Consider the following 26,216-nt stretch of genomic DNA (forward strand, 5'->3'; position numbering starts at 1 on the left):
CTCTATTACGATTCTCCTAGAAGCAATTCGTAGAGATTGTGAAGATTCCGCAGATTAATTAATTGAAATAAAGCCCAATATTAATGATCACACAAAAAACCAGCAGGATTGAGACTTCAATCTCTCATTCCTGCTGGTTATCTTTATCCTTCACACATAACTCCCCTGATCCTTCGTAATCTCCCGCTGTGTCTGCTCCTCACCGCCGGTGTCCAAGCCGGCTCTTACGCACCAGGAAACTGCATAGCAACAGGCTTAAAGCCACATAAGCTGCTATCATACTGATGATGCCTCCCCAGCCGAAATTTCCGTACAGCACTCCGCCACCCGTACCGCTGAAGCTGGAGCCCACGTAATAGAAAAAGAGATAAAGTGCGTTGGCCTGCGACTTATGCTCATCGGCCACCAGGCCTACCCAGCTGCTGGCAATGGAGTGTCCACCAAAGAAACCAAAGGCAAACAGCGCCAGACCGATGATTTTGACCCACAGGAAGGGATGCAGGGTGCAAAGTGCCCCCGTTAAGATAATGGCCAGCGCGAGCATGACCACACCGCTGCGGCCATATCGGTCAGCCAGCCGTCCCATCCAAGTGGAACTGAAGGTTCCCATCAGATAAACGACAAAAATGCTGCCGACCAGTGACTGGCTAAGGTTGTACGGTTCACCTGTCAGTTCGAAGCCAATATAATTGAATAAGGTGACAAAGCTGCCCATCAGCAGAAAACCCAGCCCATACAAGCATAAGAGCCGGGGATTGCGGCATTGTGACCAGAGCAGTGGAATAACCTTGCTAAGCTTGCCTGTCTGCTTCACGAAATGGCGCGAAGGCGGAATCACCAGCCAGAATATCATCGCTGCGGCCAGGCCCAGCAAGCCAATCGCACCGACTGCCGCCCGCCAACCGAACCAGTCGGTGAGTAAACCGCTGATGATCCGGCCGGCCATCCCTCCGATGGAATTGCCGCTGATATATAATCCCATCGCATAACCCAGACTGGCAGGATCAATCTCTTCCACCAGATAGGTCATTGCAATAGCCGGCAATCCGGCCAGTGCAATCCCCTGCAGGATGCGCAGCAGCAGTAGCACAGGGAAATACGGGCTGAAAGCGGAGATAATGGCGATCACGGAAGCGGCGACAAGCGATACTGTCATAATAGCTCTGCGGCCAACGGCATCGGATAGAGAACCTATGAACAGCATGGTCAGTGCCATGGATATGGTGGTGACGGACAGTGTTAAACTGGCTTCTGTCGGTGTGATTCCAAACGCACCGGTGATTTCCGGCATCAACGGCTGCAGGGTGTACAGAAGCGCGAAGGTGACGAACCCTCCGGCAAACAGTGCAAGGCTAACGTTGCGGAACGATTTTGAACCCTGCAGAATCTTCATTGCTTCCAACCTTCTTCACTGGAGAAGCTCCGGTTGTCGGAACAGGACCGGTTGACCGGAACCTTCCCTTGTTATTTGCGGAACAGCTTGCGTTCCATATGTGTCAGAAATTCATAACCGTCCGCTGTCACTACAATGGTGTCTTCAATCTGAAACCCTCCAGCACCCAATTCATAATAAGGAACTTCCACACACAGTACCATTCCAGGCTCCAGAACGCGGTGATCCCCGGGCGACAGGGTGATATCATCGTACAATTCCAGGCCGATGGCATGTCCCACATGCTGGCGCCGGTAATGAGGAATCCCTTCCTTCTGAACTCTGGCTACGGCTGCCTGGAAGACATCGGATGCTTTCACACCGGGACGGATCGTTTCAAGTGCCTGCTCCCAGCCGCTGCGTACCGCCTGAAAGTGATGTTCCATCCATGGGGTGGCTTCACCAAGCACAACCGTTCTGCCGGTATCTCCCCAGTAACCTTCCAATTGGAGACACAGATCAAAACGGATCTGATCCCCTGGCTCGATGACGCGGAAATAATTCTCAATCAGGGGAAGAGCACTGCGCGGCCCTGCACCGACCGCCGTCATTGCGGGGGTGCCGCCTGCTCTCATCACGGCAAGCCGGTAATGGTCGGCCAACTCTTTCTCGTGCACACCTGCGGCGATCAGATCGATTAATTGCTGCTCAATGGCCTCATTCAGAACCGCAGACTGCCTCAGACGTTCGATTTCAAACGGTGTTTTGATCTGGCGGATTTGACGGAACAGTTTATACGCAGGCATAGCTTGTCCGCCGGGAAGTCCACCGGCAAATTTGGCAAGCAGATCCGGAGCAATTCTCATCTCATCCACGCCGACCGCTTGTCCTTTGAGGCCAAGATGCTCAAGTGCCGCCTCCAAGGCTTCAATCGGTCCCGCATGGGTTGTCGTATTCTGCAGCAAGGAGTAAAAGAGATCAATATCCGGCGTGGATGGCTTGCCTTCGATAGATCCCTCCACAAAAAAGTCGCTATACACATATAAATCCGCGCCGGTAATCCCCATCTGTGCGATTACACCCAGCCGGTTGGTCGGAATAATGACACAGGGACGGGCTTCCGGTTCCTGTGGCAGTACCGCATAGATTTGCATGGTCCAGTTGCTGGCCCGCAGCTGAGAGCCTAGAATATAGTTAATATTCTCCGGTGTGGTTGCTACAAGAGCAGCCAAGCTGCTGGCAGCCATCACTTCAGCAGCACGTGTCCGGTTCACTCCGGAAACAGGTATCGAAATTGGCTTGTCCATCAGGTTCAAGACCTCCTTTTATTCGTTCTGCTGCCGAGCATGTTTTCCACGCCCGGTGCGGAACGGATGACCAGTTTGATTGCAAAGAACAAAGCGAGCGCAAAGGCAATCAGTACGACGGAAACAACGGCAACCGTAGGATCCTGCCATTTTTCCATATACAGAAAGAGCTGAATAGGCAAGGTGTAATTTCCCTGACGCAGAATAAGCAATGCTGTCTCAACCTGATCGAAGGTGAAGACAAAGGAAATGGAGCCTGCCAGAAGAAGTGAAAGCCGCAGCTGCGGCAACGTAACCGTGAAAAAAATACGAAATGGACCCGCACCCAAATCCGCAGCAGCCTCGCGGTGTGCCGGATTCAGGTTGGCCAGAGCGCTGCCCACAATAGACAGTACAAACGGCAGTACGATGACCGCCTCCCCCAGAATCAGGGCAAACAATCCTCCGGCGATATGCATCTTTGAGAACAGAATCAGATACGCCACGCCCAGTGTAATTTTGGGCATTACCATTGGTGACATAAAAAAGGCCCGCAAAAGCCCTCTGCCCGGAAAAGGATAATGAACAATGGCCAGTGCAGCCAGCGTACCTGTAATGAGAGCCAACAAAACCGCACCCGCTGAAGCGAGAATGCTGTTCCGGAAGGCTTCCATGAACTGCTTCTGATCTCCCAGACGGCTATACCATTCCAGCGTCAGCCCTTCGGGCGGAAACTTGCTGGAGGTTCCGCTGCTTAAGGAAGTCAGCAGGATCATCAACAGCGGAAGCAGCAGATATAGCCCGACCGCGCCGACACCTACATAGAGAACCCACTTGTAATTCCGTGTTTTTTTAGACATGGCTTTGTCCCCCTGCCCGTGTACGCCGGAACATCAGCCAGTCGGCTCCCTTGTTCACAATCATTGAGACGACGATCGACGAAACAAATAAAAAGAGGCTCGCCACGGCTGCCATCGGCCAGTTCGTATCCAATGTACGCTGATAAATCAATACCGGAAGCGTCATGACGCGCCCGCCTCCGATCAGCTGCGGGGTTGTAAATGCGGTCAGGCAAAGTGTGAAGACAATTTGCACTCCGCTGGCAATCCCCCGCGCGGACAAGGGCAGTGTAATGGTGAGAAACGTGCGCCATTTGCCTGCACCCAGATCATGGGCCGCCGCCTTCAGCGTACCGTCAGACTGGGTCAGCACATTCAAGAGCGGGAATACCATAAACGGCAAAAAGATATGTACCAGTGCAACAACCACACCGGTCTCATTGTACATCATCTCAAAACCGTTATCCGTTAGGCTGAGCTCTACAAACAGCCAGTTTATGAAACCCTGTTTGGACAACAGCAGCTGCCATCCGTATGATCTGACAACAGCACTGACCAGAAGTGGAAGAAATGTGAGCAGCAAGAGGGTCTGCTTCAGTACCACCCGCTTCAGTCCGGCAATACAGTAGGCCAGCGGATAGGCAAGCAGCAGGCTCCATAAGGTAACCTTGGCGGCAACTCTAAAGGTGGTGGCTATCAAGGTCCAATAATAGGGATCTCCAAGGAAAGCACGGTAGGATGCCAAATTCCAATCCCTGATCAGCCGCCCGTTCTCGTAGAGATCAAAACTGTACCGGCCGAAGATCAGCAGACCACCCAGATAGACGACACCCATTAGGACAAGTGCAGGCAGAAGCAACAGCAGTTGTGCAGCCCAGGTACGGTTCCTATGGGAGAACAGCCCTATAAGCTTGCCAGTTGCACGCATCATAAGGAACTCTCCTCGTAGGCAGGTGCCTCTATAGGCAAAAGCAGTCCATCTTCGGGATTGAATCCGATTTGCAGCGAATCTCCTGGTGCATACCGGGCATCTCCCCGCTGATACAGACTGCTGGCCTGCAGCTTGATATGACCGCCCATATCCAGCGTGTACCGGATGCTTGCACCGCCATACACACTCTCGGTGACGGTTCCTTCCAGACGGTTGACGCAGCTATTTGCCTCTGCACCTATCCTTAGATACTCGTACCGGATAGACAGCGAAGCCCCGCCACCTGCAGAAATCGCCGAAAGTCCTTCCTGCGGCCGCACGGCAAGCTTCAAACCGCCTGCTTGAACCCATACCAGGCCTTCTTCAGTACCCACTATCTTAACCTGCTGCAGGTTCGTATCGCCGATGAATTTGGCTACAAAGCTGTCAACCGGCCGTTCGTAAATTTCATCAGGCGTCCCGTATTGAAGCAGCTTGCCGCCACGCATGACACCAATGCGGTCCGACATGTTCATCGCCTCATTCTGATCATGAGTAACGAAAATGAACGTGCCTCCGAATTCGCGCTGTATCCGTTTCAGTTCCCGCTGCATATCCAGACGCAGCTGCATATCCAGTGCTGATAACGGCTCGTCCAGCAGGAGAACTTCCGGCTTGTTAATCAAAGCGCGGGCAATGGCAACACGCTGCGCCTGACCGCCGGACAGCTGGGAAATGGCACGCCGGCTGTAATCACCGAGCTGCACCAGTTCCAGCATCTCCTGAACACGCCGTTTGATTTCGCTTTTCGGCGTTTTTCTGACCTTCAAGCCATAAGCGATATTGTTGAAAACATCCATATGGGGAAACAATGCCAGCTGCTGAAAAATCATATTCGTATTGCGGCCATAAGCCGGAATACCTGAGACATCCTGTCCCGACAGCAGTACTGCACCCTCATCTGGCTGCTCCAAACCGCCGAGAAGCCGGAGCAGCGTGGTTTTCCCGCAGCCGCTGGGCCCGAGGAGAGAGACGAACTCTCCCCGTTTCACCTGTAGCGATACCTGATTAACGGCAGTACTTCCCGCATAACGCTTGACCACGTCCCGCGTCTCGATTGCAATCGGCCCCACTCCGCCGCTCATTGTGCTCATCTCCTATCTATTCGGTTGATGACAGCTGCCGGATTATAGCTCTGTTTTGACCAGACGGTCCCATAGATCCTTCCAGGCAGAGCTGTTCTTGGCCAACGTATCCCAGTCCGGATTAATCCCCTTGCCCTGTTCTTCAACGGAGAAGGATGGATCATCCTTGTATTTATCCGGAATCGCTGCAGCTGTACTTGTAACTGGAGTTCCTGTTACCTCAGCATACCGGGACAGCGCTTCTGCGCTAAGAAGCTCATTAATGATCTCGTTGGCCACTTTTTCCTGCTCTGGTGTGGAGCCTTTGACAACCTGCAGGGAATACGGGAAGGAAATCGCACCTTCCTTAGGATAGGCTACAGCCAGTGGGGAGCCGCCTTCGATCCATGTTTGTGCTACCTGTGCACTGAATGGAGCAATCAGCGCGTCGCCTGAGTCAAGCAGACCCTTAAGCTGATCGTTCGAGGTAACCAGCGTTCCGATTTGATCGCTGTTGTCTGCCCAGAATTGGAAGGCTGGTTCAGGATTGTCATAGGATGCGCCGAGTTCTTCCCCTTTTACAGCCAGAAGCGGGGAGAGATAAGAATAGAACATGTAATCCCACAATGCAGTTTTGCCTTTGAACTCTTCGCTTCCCCACAGATCGTTCCAGCTTGTGGGCGGTGTCTTCACCAGATCCTTGTTGTAGACCAGCGCAAAGCTGGATACTCCCCAGACGATACCCTTGTTGTCTGTTGTATGGAAGGATTCGGGAATATCCTTCATATTCGTCACAATGGCCGGATCCAGCGGCTCCCACATATCGTCATTGAGGCCCTTCGCCGAAGCATCCGCATTGAAATACCCGAAGTTTACAATCGGATTGTCAGCATCGGCCTGCTTGCCTGCCAGCATTTTCGGATACATTACAGAATTGGAGGATTCCTCGAAGGTCACCTCAACATTCGGATGGTTTTTTACATATTCAGCTACGACTTCCTTAGGAACCACATCCTGATTGGAGCCGGCCCAGATAAACATGGTCAGCTTTACTTTTTCTCCGCTACCGGCTGCCGGGGAATTGTCCGGGCTTCCTGCAGCATTGTTTCCGGCAGCGTTATTCACATTGGTCCCCCCTCCGCAAGCCGAGAGTGCCAGCATCAGGGCAAGCGACACGGCAGGTAAGATATAAGAACGCTTAGGTTTTTGAATACTCATTGGTTTCTCTCCTCCAGGTTGTTTACTATTTGGTGTAATTTAGTTTTCTTACGATCATCAGCGGTTGTAGTCATCAGCGCAGTCCTATTCCCCCGCGCAATTCTTCCATTATTCCTGGAACTGCTGAAGGTGAGACCGGATGGCCTGAGGCCACCCTACGCTCGGCTTCAGCCATTGTCTGTCGCTTCAAATAATCCCGAAGCGCCAGTGGATAGCTGCTCAGGGCAGCGTTCACGGCGAGCTGCATCTCATCCGTCCACAGGATTTCAAATTCGTTCCGGGCTTCCCCGAAGCTGAAGGCCTCCCCATTATTATGAAGCCCGCCACGCAGCAATCTTGTGAACACTTCATCTATGGTATTGGCATTTATCACTACACCGTAGCATTCACGAGCCTGCTCCACCGACAAAAGCCCTTTCTGCACATCGTTCAGTACGAGTGCCGGGTCCCGTTCATACGGACTTCCATATCCGCCGCCGCCCTGGGAGAGGAAAGTCACGGTATCCCCCGGCTGGAGCAAAAGCTCGTCAATCCGGCCAAGGTTACGTTCATCTGCCCGGCCTTCATTCAAAATCGCTTCTCCATGCTCTCCTACACCGCCTCCCAGACGGCCCCAGGGCTGGAATTCCATCCGTTCCATATTTCTTGCGGTCATTACGGTATCCGGACTGAGGATTCTAACGCGCAAGTCAATGCCGCTGCCGCCTCTGAATTTGCCGGCTCCGGCTGAATCCGCCCGCAGGCCGTAACGTTCAATCAGTACCGGCATCTCCGCCTCAACGGTTTCAGCCGGGATGTTCCGCAAATGGCCTACGGCAAAATCCATCCCGTCAATTCCGTCCTTCATCGGTCTGGCCCCCGATCCGCCACAGACCGGCTGGATCACACCGACTTTGCGCTTGCCGTCGGAAGCATCGGTCATCGCCATCATGACAATACAGGCTTGGCCCGCTCCCGCAGCCGGCACTTTACTGCTCTGCGCCTGGCTCAGCGCACCGGTAATGACATCCATCACCCGGATAAAGGTTGCTGCTCTCGCACCTACCGCCGCCAGCGGTTCCGGATTAAGCACCGATGCCGGGGGCGCGTAGTTGCGCACCATCCTTACCATCCCGGAATTCCAGGGAATCGTCGGATCCAGGGTCCGGAAGTAGCGGATCAGCGCAGGCACAAGCATATAGTGACCCTGCTGGTTATCCGTCGGAATATTAAATGAGGCTCTAACCTGCGGGTCGGTTCCGCTAAAGTCCAGATGGATATCCGTTCCGGTAATTGTCATCCGGCAACGCAGCCGGATCGGATAGCCGCCAGGACCCTTTTCCAGGTAGTCCCAGAAGTCATAGGAGCCGTCGGGTATGTCCTGAATGATCGTCCGAGCTTTAAGCTCGGCATATTCAAGCAGATTCTCGATGCCTTGTTCCACTTGCTGTGCACCATATCTGACGATCAGCTCCTTCAAACGCTGCTCCCCTCTATTCAGCGCAGCCATAAGCGCCTTGAGATCTCCAAGGTTCTGCTCAGGAATCCGGCTGTTGTCCAGCAGCAGCCGGAGCACCTGCTCATTAAGCTGGCCGACTTCATACAGTTTGACTGGTGCTATCCGGATGCCTTCCATATGAATGTCATACGCGCTTGGCGACACACTTCCCGGAACCTTGCCGCCGACATCCGAGGAATGCACGAAGCAGAGGCCGAAGGCAATAATCCTGCCGTCATGGAAATAGGGTTTAATCAAGTGGATATCCGGAAGATGGGTAACCATCCCCCCCGTGGTATAAGGATCGTTGCAGATGACCATATCACCATCCTGCCAATGGTCGATTGCCCGGATGGTGGTAGCCGCAGGAATTCCCAGCGACAGGTTGTATCCCGTATCCAGCGGGGAACCGAACGTCTCACCTTCCGGGGATAACAGATAAGTACCGAAATCTCCTGTTTCTTTGACAAAGGCGGTAAAGCCGGTTCGCAGCACGACGTTAGCCATTTCCTCTACGGCAGCCTGAATCCGGTTGTTGAAGATCTCCAGGAAGACTTTATCCGTAATCATTAATCTGCCTCCCCGATAATATTTCCGTAAAGATCACCGTGTATCGTGTAACCGGAAGGAATAAAGACCGTCGTATCATATTCCTCAAGGATAGCCGGACCGGAAACCCGGCTATCTGCTGTCAGATGCTCCCGGCTCAGCACCTTCGCCTGATATTCCTGTCCATCAAATGAGATTCTCCGGGCTTCAATAGGTTTCCCACTCGCTTCTGCCTGTGGAAGAATCGCCATGGTCTTGCCCGGCAGAAGCCCGACGATGCTTGCCCGCAAATTGACGAACATGACTTCCGCCTCTGGCTGGCTGATGCCAAAGACAGACTCATACTGTCCGTGGAACTTATTCTTGGCTTCTTCAGGTTCGGAAATCTCAGATTCGGAAAGCATGACCTCCAGATCAAATGCCTGTCCTTCATACCGCATATCGGCACTGTAAATGACATAGGTACCTTCCAGCTTCACTCCGCCCCGGGCCTCTTCTTCGATCCAGCGGCGGCCTTGCTGCTCCAGCGAGGAGAAACGGGTCTTGAGTTCATCCTCAGCCAGTCCACGGCTGCTCTTGTGGAGCGTGAAAACAAAGTCATTACGCAGGTTCGCAACCGTACAGCCCATTGCACAAAGTGTTCCGGGAGATGGTGGAATCAGCACCCGGCGGATGCCAACCTCACGCGCCATCAGAAAAGCGTGCATCGGGCCCGCTCCGCCATAAGCTAGCAAAGTGAAGTCGCGGGGATCGACTCCCTTTCGCGCCATCAGCGGTGAGAATTGGGCATACATATTGGCGGTAGCCACATCCAGAATAGCTTGCGCAGTCTGGGTGGCATTCAGCCCAAGCTGGTTGCCCAAATGTGTAAGCGCCCGTTCAGCCAGTTCCGGGAAGAGGCGCATCTGACCGCCAAGAAAGCGGTCTGCCTGCAAAATGCCCAGATGGAGATAGGCATCAGTGGTTGTTGCCTGCTCACCGCCCCGGTTGTAGCAGGCCGGTCCCGGCTTGGCGCCTGCACTGCGCGGCCCTACCTTCAGTACCCCTACCGAATCAACCCAGGCTATGGAACCTCCGCCCGCACCGATAGCGGTCACGTCTATTGCCGGAATAATGACCGGGAAATCACCCACTTGATTCTCCGTAGAGTAGGCAGGTTCTCCGTCAATCAAGGCGACATCTACGCTTGTCCCACCCATATCGAAGGTAACGACCTGACTGATCCCTGCCTGTTCCGCAATATAGGTTGCACCGATTACACCGGAGGCGGGTCCAGACAGGAGTGTCCTTACCGGTTCAGCTGCAGCACGGGCGGCAGTCATCATTCCTCCGTTCGACATCGTGGACAGCAGCGTAGCCGATACTCCGTATTGTCCAATTCCGGCTTGCAGACGGTTGAAATAAGAACCCATCCGTTCGCCTACATAAGCATTCATCACCGTGGCGAGTGTACGCTCGTATTCACGCTGCTGCGGCCAGATTGCGCTGCTTCTGCAGATGAACAGCTGCGGATGACGCTCACGGATCAGCTGTTCAGCCAGTTGCTCATGTCCAGAATTGGCATAAGAGTGCAGGAAACTGATTGCCAGAGCTGTAACGCCGTCCTTCACCAATTCGTCCGCCGCCCGAAGCAGTTCCTCCGGGTCCAGCTCCGTCAGCACTCTGCCGTCTGCAAGCTGCCGTTCATTAATTTCTTTTACAAGCTGGCGGGGGACAAGCGGCTGCGTTTTATCCCCATAAAGGTTGGTGGTATTCTCAAGCCGCAAGCGGCGTATTTCGAGCACATCCCGGAAGCCTTTGGTCACCAGCAGCCCGGTTACAGCACCACTGCGTTCGATCAGCGTGTTTACCCCGAGTGTAGTACCGTGCACGAAAAGTTTGATGCTGCGGGTATCTACTCCCTTGGACTGCAGTTGCTCTAATGTATGAAAAATCGCCTGTTCGGGAGCATCGGCTACGGAGGGTGTTTTTAGCGCAGCGACAACCTGTCCATGTCCGTCTGTTACGATGGCATCCGTAAAGGTTCCGCCGATATCGATGCCTAAGCGGTAATTAATTTCCACGAATTCCACTCCTTCATTTAGGGCATTTACAAGCTATGCTGTTCCTGACTTTGTATAGCGTAATAACGTTTGACATCCTCAATCATTTGATTAATATGCATCACCATAGCTGCCTCCGCCTGTTCAGCAGAACCTGCAGCAACGGCATCCAGAATTTTACGGTGATCCACGACAAGCTCGCTGCCCACCTTGCGGCGGATATATGCAGTTTCCAGGAAATCCCTCCCCGTCTGCCACACCAGCTGAGCCGCATGGAGCAGTACCTCATTGCGTGCTGCAAGCGCAAGTAAAGTATGAAATTCACGGTCTTCTTCATACGGAATGATATTCTGAGATAACAGTTCGTGCTGGGTGGCAATAGAAGCTTCAAGCAGCTTTATTTCTTCTTTTGTCGCCCGCTGTGCAGCCAGTGAAGCAATTTCCCGCTCCAGCGCCCTTCTGGCCACAAGCACATCCAGCAGCGCGGATTCTCCCGAATTATTCAATAGCTGCAGGAGCTGAGAATTCACATTTTTCTGCTGCAGCAGCTTTTCCAGATAGGCAACGCGACCGTTTCCCTTGTCCGTCAGAATACGCCCTTTTCGCCCTTCAAGGGCCGTGTAGCCCTCGATATCGAATTCCATCAGCTTGCGTCCGATGGTAGCTTGGCTGAGATTATATTTTTTTCCTAGCGTATGTACCAGGGTACTGGCACCAAGTGGAGCTTCGGCATTCCCCAGAGCCTTTAAGAATTCATACTCAAGCTGTAGAAGCTGCGATTCCAATGCCACTCTATTCATCCTTTCAGTGATACTTGTATTTTCGTTGTTACTCATTGATGATTAATAGGATTATAACTGCAAGAAAGTAAATTATCAACTATTCACACCATTTTAGTATGAATAAATTTTAATATAATAAAAGCAACTCATCCGCAGACAAGTCGCTTTTTGAACTCTTTTTTGGACCTCACTGAGAACTATTCAATCCAAAGTGTTCAGTATGGTATGAATAATACTTGTTAATTTCCTTTGCTCTGTTGCTGTTTTTACCATCGTCCGCAGTCCTAACCAGGCATTCATCAGATAATGTGAAATGGCCTCCGGCTCCAGTGAGGCTTCTTGCCTTTCAACTAATAATCTCAATTTCTTGTTTTGAGTAGACTCATACCGCATAAGTGCCTTCATATACAAAGCGTGCTTATCGCCAAAAGTATCATAGATACTTCTTCTGTGGATTCCCATAAAATCTACTAGATCCTGCATGGAGGTTTTCTCATAACCTTGCTTCATATTCACCCTTTAAAAGTAATTAATGGCGCACAAATTTAAGTTGTACGCCATTTTTCTTCCATATAATATTAGCCCTTCTGCAATTCCAATTCTTTCAACGTAGGATAGTCCGTATACCCCTTGCTTCCACTACCATAAAATGTTGCAGGATCTGCTTCATTTAATGGAGCGCCTGCTTTAAGTCGTTCCACAAAATCCGGATTAGCCAATGACCATACCCCAATAGGTGCCAGATCAGCAAGACCACTCTCGATATCAACACCAATATTCTCCAGTCCCCGTCCAGCCCGATTGACTAACAACGGATTCTTCCACAAGGAACGTATATCCTGAAGCAATTCTTCATTGCCGAGGTGCATCACATGAAGGTAAGCTAAATTCAATTTTGCTAATTCCTGCGTGAGATAACGATAAAGATCAGGACCTTGTTCACCATCTTGAATCCCGCCAAGAGGGGTTCCTGGCGAAATGCGGAAGCCAGTTCTCTCTGCCCCGATCTCGTCAATGATGGCTTTGGCTACTTCAATCGCGAAGCGAGCTCGATTTTCTATAGATCCACCATATTCATCCGTACGTTTATTGGAATTTTCACCGATAAATTGGTTGATTAGATAACCATTTGCTCCATGAATTTCAACGCCGTCAGCGCCTGCTTCAATAGCAGCGGCCGCAGCTTTACGATAATCTGCAATGGTTATTTGAATCTCTTCTTTACTCAACTCACGTGGTACGGGGATATCCTGCATGCCTGTAGCCGTAAACGTTTCTACTCCTGGTGCAATTGCAGAGGGTGCCACAGGCTGCCGATGATGAGGAGTATTGTCAGGGTGCGACACACGACCGACATGCATTAATTGAATATAAATATACCCGCCTGCTTCATGCACGGCATCCGTAACCTTTTTCCACCCTTCAATATGCTTATCCGTATAGATCCCAGGTGTTCTTAAGTAACCTTGACCGTCATCGGATGGTTGTGCACCTTCCGTAATAAGGAGTCCCAGCGATGCTCTTTGAGCATAATACAGGGAGCTTAATTCTCCCGGTGTACCATCTTCCTCTGCTCTGCTGCGTGTCATTGGTGCCATCGCCAAGCGATGCGGTAATTCCAGATTGCCAACTTTTGTTTTAGTCCACAGTTTTTCCATTATTAACACTCCTCTTAGATTTGTTTAACAAGAAATTATGATTAAGTAAGATGTGGGTATATTGCAGCAACGCCACCTGCAAGTCCACCTTGTATCATTCGGCTGTTATCATCAGCAAGAATTTCAAAGCTGCCAGATTCGATGCCATCAATAGCTATTTTTGCGATATCTGAAGGGTTCGATTTGGGAGCATCTATACCGGTTGTCATGTCTGTCTCCATAAAGCCTACATGTAATCCTGCTACTCTAATATTACGAGGATACAAGTTTAAACGTAAATCGTTCGTCAATGCCCATTCTGCAGCCTTCGCAGCTGTATACGCACCGGAAGCTCCCATACTAAACCAAGATAGTACGGAAAGAATATTCAAAATTGATCCTCCCCCGTTTTTTTCAATGATTGGTGCAAAAGCACGAGCCATGGATAGCGTACCGAAGAAATGCGTATCAAATTCCAACTGTATCTTTCCCACGTCTCCTTCCAGCAAAGAAGCGCCTGTAGATGATCCTGCATTGTTGATTAAAAGCGTAACATCTTTAGCAAGGATTGCTGCTGCTGCAACCTCATCTGGTTTTGTAACATCAAGCTTTACAGGTGTAACTCCAGGAATATCAATGGTCTCAGGATTTCTTGCACCAGCGTATACTTTAGCCCCTCTGGACAGAAGTTCAAGAGTGAGCTGACGGCCCAGACCCCGGTTTGCTCCAGTGACAAATGCTACTTGTTCAGAAATGTTCATTGTATTAGCTCCTTTTTGTTTTTGATTACAATTCTTCATTCAAGGGATAGAACGGCGTTCTCATTCAAGAACGATCATACTAGAATAAACACAGGCAATTAAACTAATATCTTTCTAGGCTGAATCTTCATAATAGCTCAAGTATGCATATACAATAATTACTTAGATAAAAGTTTAATCGATAAATTGGCTAGACGGTGTAATTTTTCTTTACGTATGGAGGTCCTTGTCATTACCCTTAACCCTACATAAACTGCATGCAGATGTTCCGCTAGATCGTCGGCATTATAATCTGAGCGAAACTCTCCATCCTGCTGTCCCCACAGAATAATATCTTTGAACAGCTGTTCTGATAATGCAAACAATTCTGTGGTCTTTACATCCACCTCAGCATCACGCATTGCCAATTCCACCGCTGAATTCACCATCAAACAACCTGAAGGTGAATCTTCTTCACCACATATCACGAAACTAAAAATAAGCTGAAGTGCCTCAGTTGCAGTCTTAGAGCGTTTAACTTCTCCTACAAGCTCAGCACTTACTTTATCGCGAAATCGGTCCATTGCTTTCAAAAACAGCGTATGCTTGTCGCCAAAAGTGTCATATAAACTTCTCCGATGGATTCCCATCTGCTTGACCAGATCCGTCATAGATGTCTTCTCGTAACCCTGTTCCCAAAAAAGCTTCATCGCCTTTTCTAATACCACGTTCTCTTCGAATTCTTTGCTTCTTGCCATTCTATTCCCTCCCTGTTAATCAATATAACATATTGAGAACGATCGGTAAAGAATTTTATGAATGGTAAAAACCATTAAGAATCCCTACTAAATTCACACTATTCTCGTTTAATTTGATTTAAGAAGCATTTGACCCCAAGTATGCGTAATGAAATCCGGAGCGAACTTCATGGAAAAGCGCATAACCTTAGTAAAACCTGCATTTACGCGTATTTTGTTTTTTTCCATCCCTTTAATACCGACTTTAACAAGCTTCGCTAATGGCAAAGAGATCACCTTATTCATGAAACCTTCGTCAAAAGTGTCCGTGAGATTAGTTTCAGAAATAACAGGTGGACAAAGTTCCATCACATGAATGTTTTTTCCTTTGGCCCGGATTTGCTCACGTAATGCATCACTGAACATGTGGATGCCAGCCTTCGTTGCAGAATAAGTCGGTGCGTTGGCAACTGTAATATTAGCAAGTAGTGAACTAACGTTAACAACCATTGCCTCCTGTTGTTTGGCTAACAGTGGCAACAGAGCCTTGGTGATATAGATTGTCCCATTCAAGTTTGTGGCGATTTCTGCGGTTATGTGCTCGTAGGTAATAGTTTCATCAAACAAGTCAAATTCGTGTATAATACCAGCGTTATTGAAAATAATATCCAGTTTCGGATAGTGAATCGTCAGGTCTTTAGCAAGCTGCTCAACGCTTTTGGGATTACTAACATCTGCCGTCATCCCGATAAGTCCGGGATTGTTCTTTACTATCTGGTCGATGCGTTGTTGTGAACGCCCCGTGATAATCACAGTATTTCCCATGCCGAGAAAACTTTTAGCAAAAGCAAAACCAATCCCGGAGGTCCCACCTGTCACCAATATCGTTCTATTTTTTAATTTCATTCTGCATCATCTACTTTCAATATGACTTTCCCTTGGCTATGCCCTGTCGCAATCTTAGCAATCGCGGCATTCACTTGTTCAAAGGAGTACTCGGAATCAATCACCGGCTTAATGTTTGTTTTTTCAAGATACTGTGTGAAAGCTGCTAATTGCTGACCATTCGACTGCACGTATAAGAAGTCATACCTTTTCTTTTGCCATTTGGCAATTCCATCAAAAGGTGCTCCCAGTAAACTGAAGAGAATCTTCTTCGCCGTTGCCAAGTCTGTGCTTTGATTCGCGAATCGGGCATTGGGACCAGCATTTAACGACAGTAATTTGCCGCCAGGCTTCAGTATCTTAATTTGTTTACTAAATTCGCCGGCGCCCCGCGTATCAATAACATAATCATAGCCTGTCAGTATGTCAGTATAGTCCTGCGTTGCATAGTCGATAAACTCATCTGCCCCGAGTCGCTCCGCCAAGGCACGTGCTGATCCACTACCACTAACGGTCACAAACAGCCCTTGTGACTTCGCGTAAGGAACGGCCATCTGACCAAAGCCTCCCGTACCGCCGGGGATAAATAATTTGCCGCCTTGACGAGTATCTAAAATAGCTAGCGCCTGAACGATCGTCAAAGCAGACAATGGCACGGCCGCTGCTTCTTTAAAAGAAAGATTAGCTGGCATCTTAGCCACAATCGCCGCATCTACTGCGACATATTCGGCAAACGCCCCCATCTTATCGAGCGGTGGCATGGTGTACACGTGATCCCCTACCTTAAAATCCATGACACCGGCTCCGACTTCGATCACTACTCCGGCTAGCTCGTTGCCCAGAGTCAATGGAAAGTCGTAATGATCAAACAACTTAACTTTGCCTGTAATCGCCAAGACAAGGTGTGGATCAACACCTGCTGCCTTAGTCTTGATTAAAACCTGTGTTGGTGTGATGGATGGAACAGCGACTGTGTTAATTTGTGCTTCCAGTATCTTGGAATACCGCGAAATTTGTGCAGCCTTCATAAGGTAACACCCCTTAAAATCGGATAATGACTTTTCCTTTAGGATGACCTGTAGCAACAAGCTTTAGTGCTTCATTGATATCATCAATGTGGAATTCTGTGGGGTCCACCGCTGGAACAATCCCGTTATCTTCAATAATCTTCGTAATTTTCTTTAATTGATCGCCATCGCTGCGAACAAAGATGAAATGATATTGAATCTTCTTTTTCTTCGCTTTGTGATCATACTTGGCCCCGGCAATGGTGAAGAGCTTTTGTTTCCAGCCTGGCAAGCCCATATGCTCGGCGAAACGTTTGTTAGGGCCGGTCCGCAGGGACAGAAGGCGACCGCCTGCTTTGATAATCGAAAGTTCATGATCAAATTCGCTTGGTCCCAAGGTATCCATCACATAATCAACATCACGAAGTTGTTCCCAATAGTTCTCCATCGTGTAATCCATATATTGGTCTGCTCCAGCCGCCATTGTCCGTTCACGTGCTTGCGGATTTCCACTGACGATGACCTTCAGCCCCATGCTTTTGGCGATAGGAATGGCCATTTGGCCAAAAGAACCAGAACCCCCGGGTATAAACACGCTTTCTCCAGCTTTGGCAGCCAATTCTTCATGCAAACCTTGATAAGCAGTCAATCCTGTTAATGGAGCAGCAGCACCGGTCACAAAATCCAGATTAGCGGGCAAGTGCCCGATGGCATCCGCATGAATCGCCGCGTATTCCGCAAAGGCACCGATTTTTTGTAGTGGCAGGCGTGAATAAATGGCCTCACCAACTTCAAATCCCCGGACGTTTTTACCGACCTTTTCAATAACACCCGTCAGCTCATTACCGAGTACTAATGGAAACTCATAATCCTGGATCAGCTTGACGCTTCCGGTCCCGATGAGCAATTCCAAATGATTAACCGCCGCTGCTTTCACCTTGACCAAAACCTCGTTTTCACTTATTTCCGGGACTGGAATATCATTGACTTCTACCGTGAACTTTTTTGAATACTTGGTAATCTGCGCCGCTTTCATAATTAATTGCCTCCTATGTGCTGAATGATAAGTAACATTTTATTGTTTTTGTAACTTATGCACCAAGCATAATATCAAAGGTTACAAAAGTCAACAATTGTTACCTATTGTTTTATATGCTAAAATTGAGACAGGTACATAAAACGATTGATAAGGAATTTATCGAAATAAGAAGGGTTGGAAGCGCGGTGGCTAAAATCACACAAGAGCTCATTATTGAAACAGCGGAGGCATTAATTGAACGCACGGAAAAATCCGAAGTGACCCTTTCACAAATTGCGGATGAATTAAGTATCACCCACGCCGCGCTTTATAAACATTTTAAGAATAAGCAAGAGCTCTGGGCAGCTGTGTCAAAAAACTGGTTCAACCGGATGATTTCAGAACAAATTAAACTAGATAAGACAAATTTGATGAATGCACAGGACCTGCTCCATGATTGGCTCTGGGCATTTGCTAACGCCAAAAAACGCGCCTATAACGAAAATCCCAAAATGTTCGCTTTGAATACACAATACGTGGATAGCAATCCCCTGGTATTACGCGATGTTCTATGGGATTCCTATCAAATTATTGACGGCTTCATGGACTATCACGATCCCCGCTTCGAACGGGCAGAGGCAATTCTCTCCGCATTTGCGGTGTTTAGCCTCCCGTCCTTCAAAGAATCCTGGAATCTTCCAGACTACCAAGACAGGTTCGAACGCATCTGGAGTTTAATCAAAAAGGGACTTTGAATCCTCTAGTTGGATTCAAAGTCCCTTTTCACCGTGAACGCCTGGCTTTAATTTTTCACAGCTATAATAACTACTAATCCGCTTTCATCTGGTTCACCTAATAAACCTTCTGCAGACAAATCGCTTTTAGGCTGTAATCTCCCGCTGCGTCCGCTCTTCCCCGCCTGTATCCAAACCAAACCTCCCTACCACGACTTCCTTCTCCCGTTCATCGAGAATATCGAGATTACGATATATCTTGCTCTTCTCAATCTTCAGATCAACTTCCTTAATTACATCGTCGGCCTCGAAGCCGAGGATATCGATCAGCGTGATCTCGTTGCCCTCTTTATCGGTCCCAATTGGCTCATGCAGTGACACGTCCTTTCGGGTTTTTTTCAGCGAACGGAGGTACATCGGTATCCAGAACCATACATATCACACTATGTTAGTTAATATATCTGATAGTTACCATATATATTATAAATTTTAATAAATATAGTATTTAATCTATATCAAAACTCTAAAAATATATTAAATTTTTAATATTTATTGACTGATAGAAATAACGATGTTATATTTCCTAACATGCATTAATAAATATACATACAGGAAGAGGAGATTACTGAAATGAATAAGCTAAAACGTCTAAGTAAAACTAAAAGAAATCATTCTGGTTCCCCCCGCTCCGAATATTCACCAGCAAAAAATAATTGGAGTAAAAAGCAATTTATAGCTACGTCCATTGCGTTATCTGTTATCGCTTCGAGTGTCATTCCGTTTCAGACCGCTGATGCTTTAACTCGGGTTACTTCAGCAAGCGGCACAGTATGGGAGATTCATGATGTCTTTGCGCCTAGCTTAGACACAGGAAGTTTACGTACCGTTGGGACTACACAAGTACAAGGCTTCGGTAATATCTTCGTTAAAGTGTCGTCGCCTACAGCTTCACTGATGAATGGTCAAATGATGCGCGGGTTTGACTTGAAATACGATGGTGTGAATAGATTCACTTCGACTCAATCTGTAAATCTGGGAAATGTAACGGTTACACGTGATGTGTATGTCGATACTATAAATAATCGTACGAGATTCTTTGATACTTTTACTAATAAAAATGATATGAACGTAAAGGTTGATGTCTCTTTCGGCGGCTCTCTGGGGTATGGTACAGCAGCAAATGCTTCAGTAGTCAAGGCAACCTACTCCAATGATCTGGAGGTGACTACGGATGATTCATGGATTGTTGTAGATAGCAGTGCCAAAGACAATAAGCCGCTGGGCGTTGCAGTCGGGTCTCCACATCCATTTGAGAATGGATTAACTAGCCTAGGCAATCAGCAGCAGAATCCATTCACCACACCCCTAGCTAAGTCCGGAAATGATGCGAATTTCTACGGGTTCATTAATACATTAAATATTGAGCCGGGTCAGTCGAAATCCCTGGTGCATTATGTACAACTTGGAGAAGCGGGTGAAGAAGGCCTGAAGAATCTGGTGACCATGCTAAACGGACTGAATAGCCAGCTGGATGTATCCGGATTAACAAACGCACAAATCCGTTCAATCAGTAACTGGGATATCTCTGCTATAGAGGGACTGGATACTGGAGATCCCCTGGTGATTCCTGAGGCTCCTGCTGCTAAAGCATTCATCACTTCATCCCCCTATGATGTTACGAATAAATCCATTGCACAAATGCAGCAGGATATGATTAGCGGTAAAACTACTTCCGTACAAATTACTCAGGCTTATTTAGATAGAATCAAGGTATACGATGAAGGCCAGCTTGGCTTCCATGCCTTCCTGCATGTCTCTGAAACTGCGCTTGCCCAGGCACAAGCTGCTGACAATGCCCGCGCACAAGGTGCAAAGGGGGATTTGCTCGGTATTCCCATTGCGATAAAAGATATCTATGATACCAAGGATATGCCTACTACCGGCGGCAGCAAAGCGCTTGAAGGCTGGCGGCCTGATTCAGATGCATTCCAGGTGAATAAGCTGCGGGAAGCCGGAGCTGTCATTATTGGTAAAGTAAATACTTCCGAGTTCGCCAACAGCGGAAGCTTTAGCGAGAGCGGCTGGCAGCAGACATGGAATGCCCTGTATCCATCGAAAACCTCTTTTGGCTCAAGCGGCGGCTCGGCAGTATCTGTTGCAGCTGATTTTGCAGCAGCAGCCATGGGATCACAGACAGGGGTCTCTCTCTATGCACCTACTACAGGCGCCAGCTTAAAAAGCTTCCGTGGTACAGACGGTATGGCAAGTACTACAGGTGTACTGCCGCTCACTTGGGGACAGGATTATGCAGGTCCCATTGCTAAGACAGTAACTGACCTGGCCATCATGTTGAATGCTACAACGGGTACAGATCCACAGGATATCTTCACAGTGACTGCCGATGCAGACCATAAGCGTCCGGCTGACTGGAAGGAATCTCTGGATACTAATGCATTGAAAGGAAAGAAAATCGGATATATCCCTGCTTCCTTTGTCTCTAGTTATGCCGATGATGATACCGGACAAGCCGTAATGAATAAGTTCTCCGAGCTTCAGGCAGCGGGTGCGACAATGGTTGAAATGTCAAAAATACCGTCAGCGCCTAGCCGTCCTTCAGGCATTAATGGATCTACTGAAGGTTGGGCGCGCTATATTGAGCTTCATAAGAACTTCCCTTACATTGATGGAGCAAGTGTACTGGCTTCAGACAAGGTGCTTATCTATAATCAAAGAGGATATACAGAGCCTACCCGCATGACTGAACAAGCTGTACAAGATTACATCAAATATAGAACGGACTATAAGGAAGTTATTAAAGGCTGGATGGACGAGAATGGCGTGGATGCTGTGGTTTATGCAGGTTTTATCAGTGACGTATATAACAATGACGCAGCAGCCTCTCAATTAAGCTCTGACCGCAACACGGGCGTATTAACGTCTAATGTCGGCCTCCCTACGGTAGTTGTTCCTGTAGGTACGAACGACAGCGGATATTCCATCTCCATGCAGCTTGTTGGCAGAGCATGGGACGATGCCAAAGTTCTAGGTATGGGCTATGCTCTTGAGCAACAAAGTCAAGCCAGACTGCTTACAGCCTATGCTCCAGCACTTCAATACGTCTCTAATCCTACTAATCCTGATCCAGTAGATAATGAACCAAGCAATCCAAGTCCTGGAGGAGGTACCGTAACTCCCCCGGTAACAGCAACGCCCACACCAACACCGGCTCCTACAGCAACACCAGCACCTGCAGAACCAGCAGCACCAACACCTACGCCGGAAGTTGTCAGTTTCGCAGATACCATTAATCACTGGGCAAAAGCAAGCATTGATGTGCTTATAGCCAAGGGATTACTAACGGGTTATTCCGATGGAACCTTCCGTCCGGATTCAGGGTTGACCCGTGCCGAATCCATCAAGGTCATTGCAACGTACATGGGGCTTGAAGGACAGGCTAGCAGCTTTACAGATGTATCTCCAACGCATTGGGCTAATACGTATATCGGCGCAGCAGCCGGAGCAGGCCTGATGAACGGATATAGCGATGGAACCTTCCGTCCGAACGGCAAGATAAGCCGCAGTGAATTAGCGGCACTGATCACTAGAGCCTTTAAGCTGACAGGTACTGGAAACACATCCTTCAAAGATGTTAATAGAAATGCATGGTATTATGATTCCATTGATGCACTCGCATCCAATAATATTATTACTGGCTACGAGGATAGTACCTTTAAGCCTGGAAAAGATATTACCAGAGCAGAGTTTGCAACAATGGTCTCCAGAATACTGGAGACTGCGAATTAAGAAGCTCAAGGAATAAAAGACAAGAGACTGTCCCAAAAGCAGATATTCTACTGACAAGTCAGATTCTCAAATTTCTCAAAAGCTTCAAACGTTAAAAAAGCAGCGATTCTCCCGTTATTGGAGAATCGCTGCTTTCTGTTTTTGTCCATTGCTCAAAGAAATCGCTCCTTTTGAAGTGATTGGGTGGTACCTCCATTTTACCAAAGGACAGTTTCTTTTTGTGATTTTAGAAAGATTTGAAGAACCTTTTCCCGCTTAAACAGCGGAGAGGACGGAACGACCCGCGGAAAAGCGGCAGCGGTCGCCTTGGTCTCCGGATTTTAACCGCTAAGGGAACTAATTGACGGAGTGCACAAAAGGTTTGGCGATTATACCCTATTTCCCATGGACCATCCCGTCGGTATTTCAAAGCACCGGTTCCTTACAGCTCAGCAGTATATTGATACTTGCGTATACAGGGATAGTCGGAATAGCCGGGACCTTTGCCTGGTGGAGATATGCGGAGCAGCCGTAAACAAGTGAAGAAACATCTGCTGAAGAGCAGATGTTTTTTATATCACTCCTCATCACTCATAGTGCTCTTCATCGCCTCCTGTTCCCGGAACGCCGAAGGGGTCAGCCCGTACTTTTTCTTGAACAAGGTGGAGAAGTAAGTGATGTTGTATATCCCTACCGCTTCACTGATCCTGGCCGCTGTCTCAGAGGTAGAAGCAAGCAGATCCTTTGCTTTTTCCAGCCGGGTGTTGTTCAAGTATTCACTGAAGGATTGCCGGGTCGCTCCTTTGAACAATTTCCCCAGATAGCTGGGCGACAGTCCGGCGATGCTCGACACCAGATCGAGGGATATGTTAGGCTCGGCATAATGTTCATGAATGTAATTCTGTGCTTTTTCGATGAGAATATTATGCTTTTGAGCATTCAGCCAGTGATTCTTGTCTTCAATTAATGTGCAGATGGTGCTGCAATAGCGGTTGAATAGGTTACGGATCTCCGTCAGATCTTCAGCCCGTTCAATATCGGTTATTGCTTGCAGGTAATCATTGAAATTAGAATCCGGCACATGCTGTAAATAATCAAAATGTTTAAGCAAAGACAACATGAGTTGAGTGCTAAAGGTGATGACCTGATGAACGGAACCGCCGGATATTTTATCTATAAATTCTTCGATTGCGCTAACCATTGCTTCCGGCTTGCCGTCCTGCACAGCATCAATCAGCTTCTTCTCGTAGGCGCTGGGGTAACTGAGGGCCGTCAACACATGGCGGCGTGTCGCTATAGCATCCAGAATCGCTTCCTTCCCATAGATGAGCCGGTATTTCACATACTGCTGCGCAGATGTGTACGAGGACGGAATATTACCTTTTCCGCAGGATATATCTCCTATCCCTATAGATACCGTCACCTTGAAGTAGCGATTCAGGAAGCTTTGAATATTGCGCAAGGCAGGCCCCAGCTCTTCCGGGAGCTGATTGTCCGTGTATTGAAGGATGGCAACAGCTTCACTTCCTCCCATAATGAGAACATCACATGGGCCGATATGCTCCAGCATCTCTTTTGCGATATTCCCAAGTGCGAACCGCAGCAAGGACTGCTGTTTCCCCTCTATCCCCTCCCCTAGTGGTTCAAGCTCATTGATTTTGAACACCAGCACGCCAAAATACGGCCCCGCTACCTCCTCGCCGATATCCTTAATAATTTCGTTCGAAACCGAGTGCTCCAGTGAATGACCGCGCAGCAAGGCATGCAGGTAATGCTCACGGACGGTCCGGGAAGAGTGGGTAATTACAAACTGCATCGACTTCTCACGTTCATGATAGGACTGGAACACCTCGGTCATCAGCTTGTATTCATCAATAGGCGCCAAACCGGATGCCGGATTGGCCGGGTTAGGCATGACTTTTTCGAGCAGTGCCGATAAGGGTCTATTCATGTTGGAGGTCAAAAGGACAGAGAGCAATAGACCTGCGAGTACAATTCCGGCTGTAACCAGCAGCGTAATCCCCCGGAGCTGGTCAATGTTAGAGATGAGCTCGGAATACGGTGAAACGCTTACAAAATACCAGTCCAGTTCCTCTGACTTTACATAAGTGACCAGATTCCTTTGGTCTGAAATCGTTATGGTGAAGCTGCTCTCCTTATTGTTCTCGATTAATATCTTCCGCACATACTCTTCTTCGGATAAATCCTCCAGAAACAGGTTGGAATCGGTATGAGACAGCACCTTACCTTCATTATTGATTACAAAAACATTATTAGCGGCGTCCGCGTTGCTGATCTTGCGGATGGTCGTCAAAATCGACTGCTCCTCCACATTGATATAGATCAGCGGATTGCCTGTGGTCTGGGGTGAGAAATTCGGGTACAGCAAGAAGGTCAGGAACTGTAATGACTTCCCGTTGTTGCGGCCCGGGGCCTTCAGACTGCGCGGATTGAACTCCATATACTGCTTCGCGCTAAGGGTGGTAAGAGAAGAATCAAGCGGAAGCCCGGCTGTATCAATGGTAGTTCCTGTAGAAGGCCGATATATTCCGATACTGTGTATATAAGGGTTCACATTTGTAATTTGTTCGATCTGCTGAAAAATATGATAATTGCTTACCTTGTCCTCCACCGTCTCATTCAGAAATGACAGGATTTCCGGTTGAATCAGCAGTGTATTCCCGATAGTGATGACCTGATTATAGACTACATCGGAGGCGTAGGTAACCTGGGATAACATCGCCCGGGAATTACGTTCTATCTCCTTAATGGCGCTTCTGGAGAATAGGGAGAAGAGTACGCCGGATAGCAGGCTTACGGTTAGAAGAACGAGAAGGAAATATGAGATGGTGAGCTTTTGAAATGCCTTGTATCGAACAAGCCGGTGGATGGTTGTCCGCATGTTGAATTCCTCCCAACACTGCTCGTTATCATTTCTAAACTATAGTACATTTTCGGCCGAAAAGGTACTGAATCAGGCCAAAATGAAAGTCATTCCGTTTTTTTGAAAGCCTTGAGTTTGAATTTGAAAGCGTTTTCCAGGTTTTGAAATAGACTCTTCGGGAGGGTATGGCTAATCTGGAATCAAGGCAATCGTCATTTATAACAAATGGGGGGAACAGGAATTGAGAAAAAAACGGCGTCCAGGATTAAGCATTCTTTCTGACATCCGCAGGAATGGTACATCCTATTTGTTGGTTTTGCCGGCAATGGCATACACGTTTATTTTCGGCTATATGACGTATCCTTATATGGTCATTGCTTTCCAGCGTTTTAATTATACCAAGGGAATATTTCATAGCGAATGGGTGGGATTCAAAAACTTTGAGTTTTTCTTCCGGTCCAACAAAGCGCTTACGGTCACCTTTAACACCATTTACCTCAATTTACTCTTTATTATTTTCGGTACGCTGATGGCGCTGGCCATTTCACTGGTTCTAAACGAACTGCGCAAGAAGCTGTTTGTTAAGATCAGTCAATCCCTGATGTTATTCCCGAATTTCATCTCATGGATCGTCATTAGCTATGTGCTGTATGCGCTTTTTTCGATGGATATGGGAATTGTGAACAAAACGCTGAACCAGCTCGGCATGTCCTCAGTGAACTGGTATACCGAGGCACAGTCCTGGCCGGCGATTCTTACCGTCATGCATGTGTGGAAGGGGGCCGGAATGAGTGCCATTATCTACTTGGCGACCATTACCGGTATCGACGAGACGTTGTATGAAGCAGCCGAGATTGACGGGGCTAACCGCCTGCAGATGTGTTTTCGGATTACGCTTCCGCTGATGATGCCCACGGTTATTATCCTAACGATGCTCTCTGTCGGCAAAATTATGTACGGCGATTTCGGGATGATCTATGCGCTCATCGGTGACAACGGCACCCTATATTCGACCACGGATATCATTGATACGTATGTATTCCGGTCCTTGCGGCAGATCGGCGACCCCTCCGAAGCCATGGCTGTTGGACTTTTCCAGTCGGTCATCGGATTTATCCTAGTCTTTGGTACCAATGCCATTACCCGCAGGTTCTTTAAAGATGGCGCATTATACTAAATCCGGAGGAGTAAC

At 48.4% G+C, this 26,216-nt stretch carries 20 protein-coding genes and 1 pseudogene; 3 read left to right on the plus strand and 18 right to left on the minus strand.

Annotation, left to right across the window (positions count from 1 at the left end; translation table 11 throughout):
- Nucleotides 1–199 precede the first annotated feature (199 nt).
- The 16 genes from NSQ73_RS24690 to NSQ73_RS24765 form a co-directional block, all read right to left on the minus strand.
- The gene (locus tag NSQ73_RS24690) at nt 200–1,393 is read right to left on the minus strand and encodes an MFS transporter (RefSeq protein ID WP_340988540.1); all 1,194 of its coding nucleotides are present in this window, start codon (nt 1,391–1,393) and stop codon (nt 200–202) included.
- A gap of 71 nt (nt 1,394–1,464) precedes the next feature.
- Nucleotides 1,465–2,679, minus strand: a complete 1,215-nt coding sequence (locus NSQ73_RS24695; RefSeq protein ID WP_340988541.1) for a M24 family metallopeptidase — start codon at nt 2,677–2,679, stop codon at nt 1,465–1,467.
- 5 nt (nt 2,680–2,684) lie between these two features.
- Complete coding sequence (locus NSQ73_RS24700) at nt 2,685–3,518, minus strand: ABC transporter permease (protein ID WP_076242472.1); 834 nt, start codon at nt 3,516–3,518, stop codon at nt 2,685–2,687.
- The gene (locus NSQ73_RS24705; protein ID WP_340988542.1) at nt 3,511–4,428 is read right to left on the minus strand and encodes an ABC transporter permease; all 918 of its coding nucleotides are present in this window, start codon (nt 4,426–4,428) and stop codon (nt 3,511–3,513) included. Before NSQ73_RS24705 ends, NSQ73_RS24700 begins: the two co-directional genes overlap by 8 nt.
- Nucleotides 4,425–5,552, minus strand: coding sequence for an ABC transporter ATP-binding protein (locus NSQ73_RS24710; protein ID WP_340988543.1), 1,128 nt, complete (start codon nt 5,550–5,552; stop codon nt 4,425–4,427). The genes NSQ73_RS24705 and NSQ73_RS24710 overlap by 4 nt, the downstream gene beginning before the upstream one ends.
- A 42-nt stretch (nt 5,553–5,594) precedes the next feature.
- On the minus strand, nt 5,595–6,749 hold the full coding sequence (locus NSQ73_RS24715; RefSeq protein WP_340988544.1) for an ABC transporter substrate-binding protein: 1,155 nt from the start codon (nt 6,747–6,749) through the stop codon (nt 5,595–5,597).
- Between the two features lie 73 nt (nt 6,750–6,822).
- Nucleotides 6,823–8,796: a hydantoinase B/oxoprolinase family protein gene (locus NSQ73_RS24720; RefSeq protein ID WP_340988545.1), complete on the minus strand. Its 1,974-nt coding sequence runs from the start codon at nt 8,794–8,796 to the stop codon at nt 6,823–6,825.
- Nucleotides 8,796–10,838 (minus strand): hydantoinase/oxoprolinase family protein, encoded by a 2,043-nt coding sequence (locus NSQ73_RS24725; protein WP_340988546.1) that lies wholly within the window; start codon nt 10,836–10,838, stop codon nt 8,796–8,798. The genes NSQ73_RS24720 and NSQ73_RS24725 overlap by 1 nt, the downstream gene beginning before the upstream one ends.
- Before the next feature lie 26 nt (nt 10,839–10,864).
- Entirely contained in the window at nt 10,865–11,608 is a 744-nt protein-coding gene (locus tag NSQ73_RS24730; RefSeq protein ID WP_340988547.1) for an FCD domain-containing protein, read from the minus strand.
- Between the two features lie 192 nt (nt 11,609–11,800).
- Nucleotides 11,801–12,109 carry a TetR/AcrR family transcriptional regulator gene (locus tag NSQ73_RS24735; RefSeq protein WP_340988548.1) on the minus strand — a complete coding sequence of 103 codons (309 nt, stop codon included), beginning with the start codon at nt 12,107–12,109 and terminating at the stop codon, nt 11,801–11,803.
- A 68-nt stretch (nt 12,110–12,177) separates the two neighbouring features.
- Nucleotides 12,178–13,257, minus strand: coding sequence for an alkene reductase (locus tag NSQ73_RS24740; protein ID WP_340988549.1), 1,080 nt, complete (start codon nt 13,255–13,257; stop codon nt 12,178–12,180).
- Between the two features lie 41 nt (nt 13,258–13,298).
- Nucleotides 13,299–13,997: an SDR family oxidoreductase gene (locus tag NSQ73_RS24745; RefSeq protein WP_340988550.1), complete on the minus strand. Its 699-nt coding sequence runs from the start codon at nt 13,995–13,997 to the stop codon at nt 13,299–13,301.
- A gap of 158 nt (nt 13,998–14,155) precedes the next feature.
- Entirely contained in the window at nt 14,156–14,734 is a 579-nt protein-coding gene (locus tag NSQ73_RS24750) for a TetR/AcrR family transcriptional regulator (protein WP_340988551.1), read from the minus strand.
- Nucleotides 14,735–14,842: 108 nt separating this feature from the next.
- Entirely contained in the window at nt 14,843–15,619 is a 777-nt protein-coding gene (locus NSQ73_RS24755; protein WP_042134612.1) for an SDR family oxidoreductase, read from the minus strand.
- Nucleotides 15,616–16,626 (minus strand): NADP-dependent oxidoreductase, encoded by a 1,011-nt coding sequence (locus NSQ73_RS24760; protein ID WP_340988552.1) that lies wholly within the window; start codon nt 16,624–16,626, stop codon nt 15,616–15,618. The genes NSQ73_RS24755 and NSQ73_RS24760 overlap by 4 nt, the downstream gene beginning before the upstream one ends.
- Nucleotides 16,627–16,639: 13 nt before the next feature.
- Entirely contained in the window at nt 16,640–17,641 is a 1,002-nt protein-coding gene (locus NSQ73_RS24765) for an NADP-dependent oxidoreductase (RefSeq protein ID WP_336102367.1), read from the minus strand.
- A gap of 188 nt (nt 17,642–17,829) precedes the next feature.
- Here NSQ73_RS24765 and NSQ73_RS24770 point away from each other — a divergent pair, with 188 nt between their 5' ends.
- On the plus strand, nt 17,830–18,378 hold the full coding sequence (locus NSQ73_RS24770; protein ID WP_171716889.1) for a TetR family transcriptional regulator: 549 nt from the start codon (nt 17,830–17,832) through the stop codon (nt 18,376–18,378).
- Between the two features lie 135 nt (nt 18,379–18,513).
- On the opposite strand, the pseudogene NSQ73_RS24775 reads toward NSQ73_RS24770, so the two are convergent.
- Nucleotides 18,514–18,780 (minus strand): annotated as a pseudogene (locus NSQ73_RS24775) (RNA polymerase subunit sigma-70); the annotation flags it as partial.
- 207 nt (nt 18,781–18,987) lie between these two features.
- Here NSQ73_RS24775 and NSQ73_RS24780 point away from each other — a divergent pair.
- Nucleotides 18,988–22,161 carry an amidase family protein gene (locus NSQ73_RS24780; RefSeq protein ID WP_340988553.1) on the plus strand — a complete coding sequence of 1,058 codons (3,174 nt, stop codon included), beginning with the start codon at nt 18,988–18,990 and terminating at the stop codon, nt 22,159–22,161.
- 556 nt (nt 22,162–22,717) lie between these two features.
- Here NSQ73_RS24780 and NSQ73_RS24785 read toward each other — a convergent pair.
- Nucleotides 22,718–25,042, minus strand: a complete 2,325-nt coding sequence (locus NSQ73_RS24785) for a helix-turn-helix domain-containing protein (protein ID WP_340988554.1) — start codon at nt 25,040–25,042, stop codon at nt 22,718–22,720.
- A 223-nt stretch (nt 25,043–25,265) separates the two neighbouring features.
- On the opposite strand from NSQ73_RS24785, the gene NSQ73_RS24790 reads away from it, so the two are divergent.
- A complete protein-coding gene (locus tag NSQ73_RS24790) occupies nt 25,266–26,201 on the plus strand; it encodes an ABC transporter permease (protein ID WP_340988555.1) in 936 nt (311 codons plus the stop codon).
- The last annotated feature ends 15 nt before the right edge of the window (nt 26,202–26,216 follow it).

The organism is Paenibacillus sp. FSL R10-2736 (assembly GCF_038000245.1).
In the GTDB taxonomy this organism is placed as follows: domain Bacteria; phylum Bacillota; class Bacilli; order Paenibacillales; family Paenibacillaceae; genus Paenibacillus_AQ; species Paenibacillus_AQ phytohabitans.

What these genes read in the sequence shown, in the direction of transcription:
- NSQ73_RS24690 (WP_340988540.1), bottom strand. Translation starts at nt 1,393, where the DNA reads ATGAAGATTCTGCAGGGTTCAAAATCGTTCCGCAACGTTAGCCTTGCA.
- NSQ73_RS24780 (WP_340988553.1), top strand. Translation starts at nt 18,988, where the DNA reads ATGAATAAGCTAAAACGTCTAAGTAAAACTAAAAGAAATCATTCTGGT.
- NSQ73_RS24760 (WP_340988552.1), bottom strand. Translation starts at nt 16,626, where the DNA reads ATGAAGGCTGCACAAATTTCGCGGTATTCCAAGATACTGGAAGCACAA.
- NSQ73_RS24750 (WP_340988551.1), bottom strand. Translation starts at nt 14,734, where the DNA reads ATGGCAAGAAGCAAAGAATTCGAAGAGAACGTGGTATTAGAAAAGGCG.
- NSQ73_RS24720 (WP_340988545.1), bottom strand. Translation starts at nt 8,796, where the DNA reads ATGATTACGGATAAAGTCTTCCTGGAGATCTTCAACAACCGGATTCAG.
- NSQ73_RS24705 (WP_340988542.1), bottom strand. Translation starts at nt 4,428, where the DNA reads ATGATGCGTGCAACTGGCAAGCTTATAGGGCTGTTCTCCCATAGGAAC.
- NSQ73_RS24740 (WP_340988549.1), bottom strand. Translation starts at nt 13,257, where the DNA reads ATGGAAAAACTGTGGACTAAAACAAAAGTTGGCAATCTGGAATTACCG.
- NSQ73_RS24695 (WP_340988541.1), bottom strand. Translation starts at nt 2,679, where the DNA reads ATGGACAAGCCAATTTCGATACCTGTTTCCGGAGTGAACCGGACACGT.
- NSQ73_RS24710 (WP_340988543.1), bottom strand. Translation starts at nt 5,552, where the DNA reads ATGAGCGGCGGAGTGGGGCCGATTGCAATCGAGACGCGGGACGTGGTC.
- NSQ73_RS24755 (WP_042134612.1), bottom strand. Translation starts at nt 15,619, where the DNA reads ATGAAATTAAAAAATAGAACGATATTGGTGACAGGTGGGACCTCCGGG.
- NSQ73_RS24765 (WP_336102367.1), bottom strand. Translation starts at nt 17,641, where the DNA reads ATGAAAGCGGCGCAGATTACCAAGTATTCAAAAAAGTTCACGGTAGAA.
- NSQ73_RS24715 (WP_340988544.1), bottom strand. Translation starts at nt 6,749, where the DNA reads ATGAGTATTCAAAAACCTAAGCGTTCTTATATCTTACCTGCCGTGTCG.
- NSQ73_RS24700 (WP_076242472.1), bottom strand. Translation starts at nt 3,518, where the DNA reads ATGTCTAAAAAAACACGGAATTACAAGTGGGTTCTCTATGTAGGTGTC.
- NSQ73_RS24745 (WP_340988550.1), bottom strand. Translation starts at nt 13,997, where the DNA reads ATGAACATTTCTGAACAAGTAGCATTTGTCACTGGAGCAAACCGGGGT.
- NSQ73_RS24735 (WP_340988548.1), bottom strand. Translation starts at nt 12,109, where the DNA reads ATGAAGCAAGGTTATGAGAAAACCTCCATGCAGGATCTAGTAGATTTT.
- NSQ73_RS24785 (WP_340988554.1), bottom strand. Translation starts at nt 25,042, where the DNA reads ATGCGGACAACCATCCACCGGCTTGTTCGATACAAGGCATTTCAAAAG.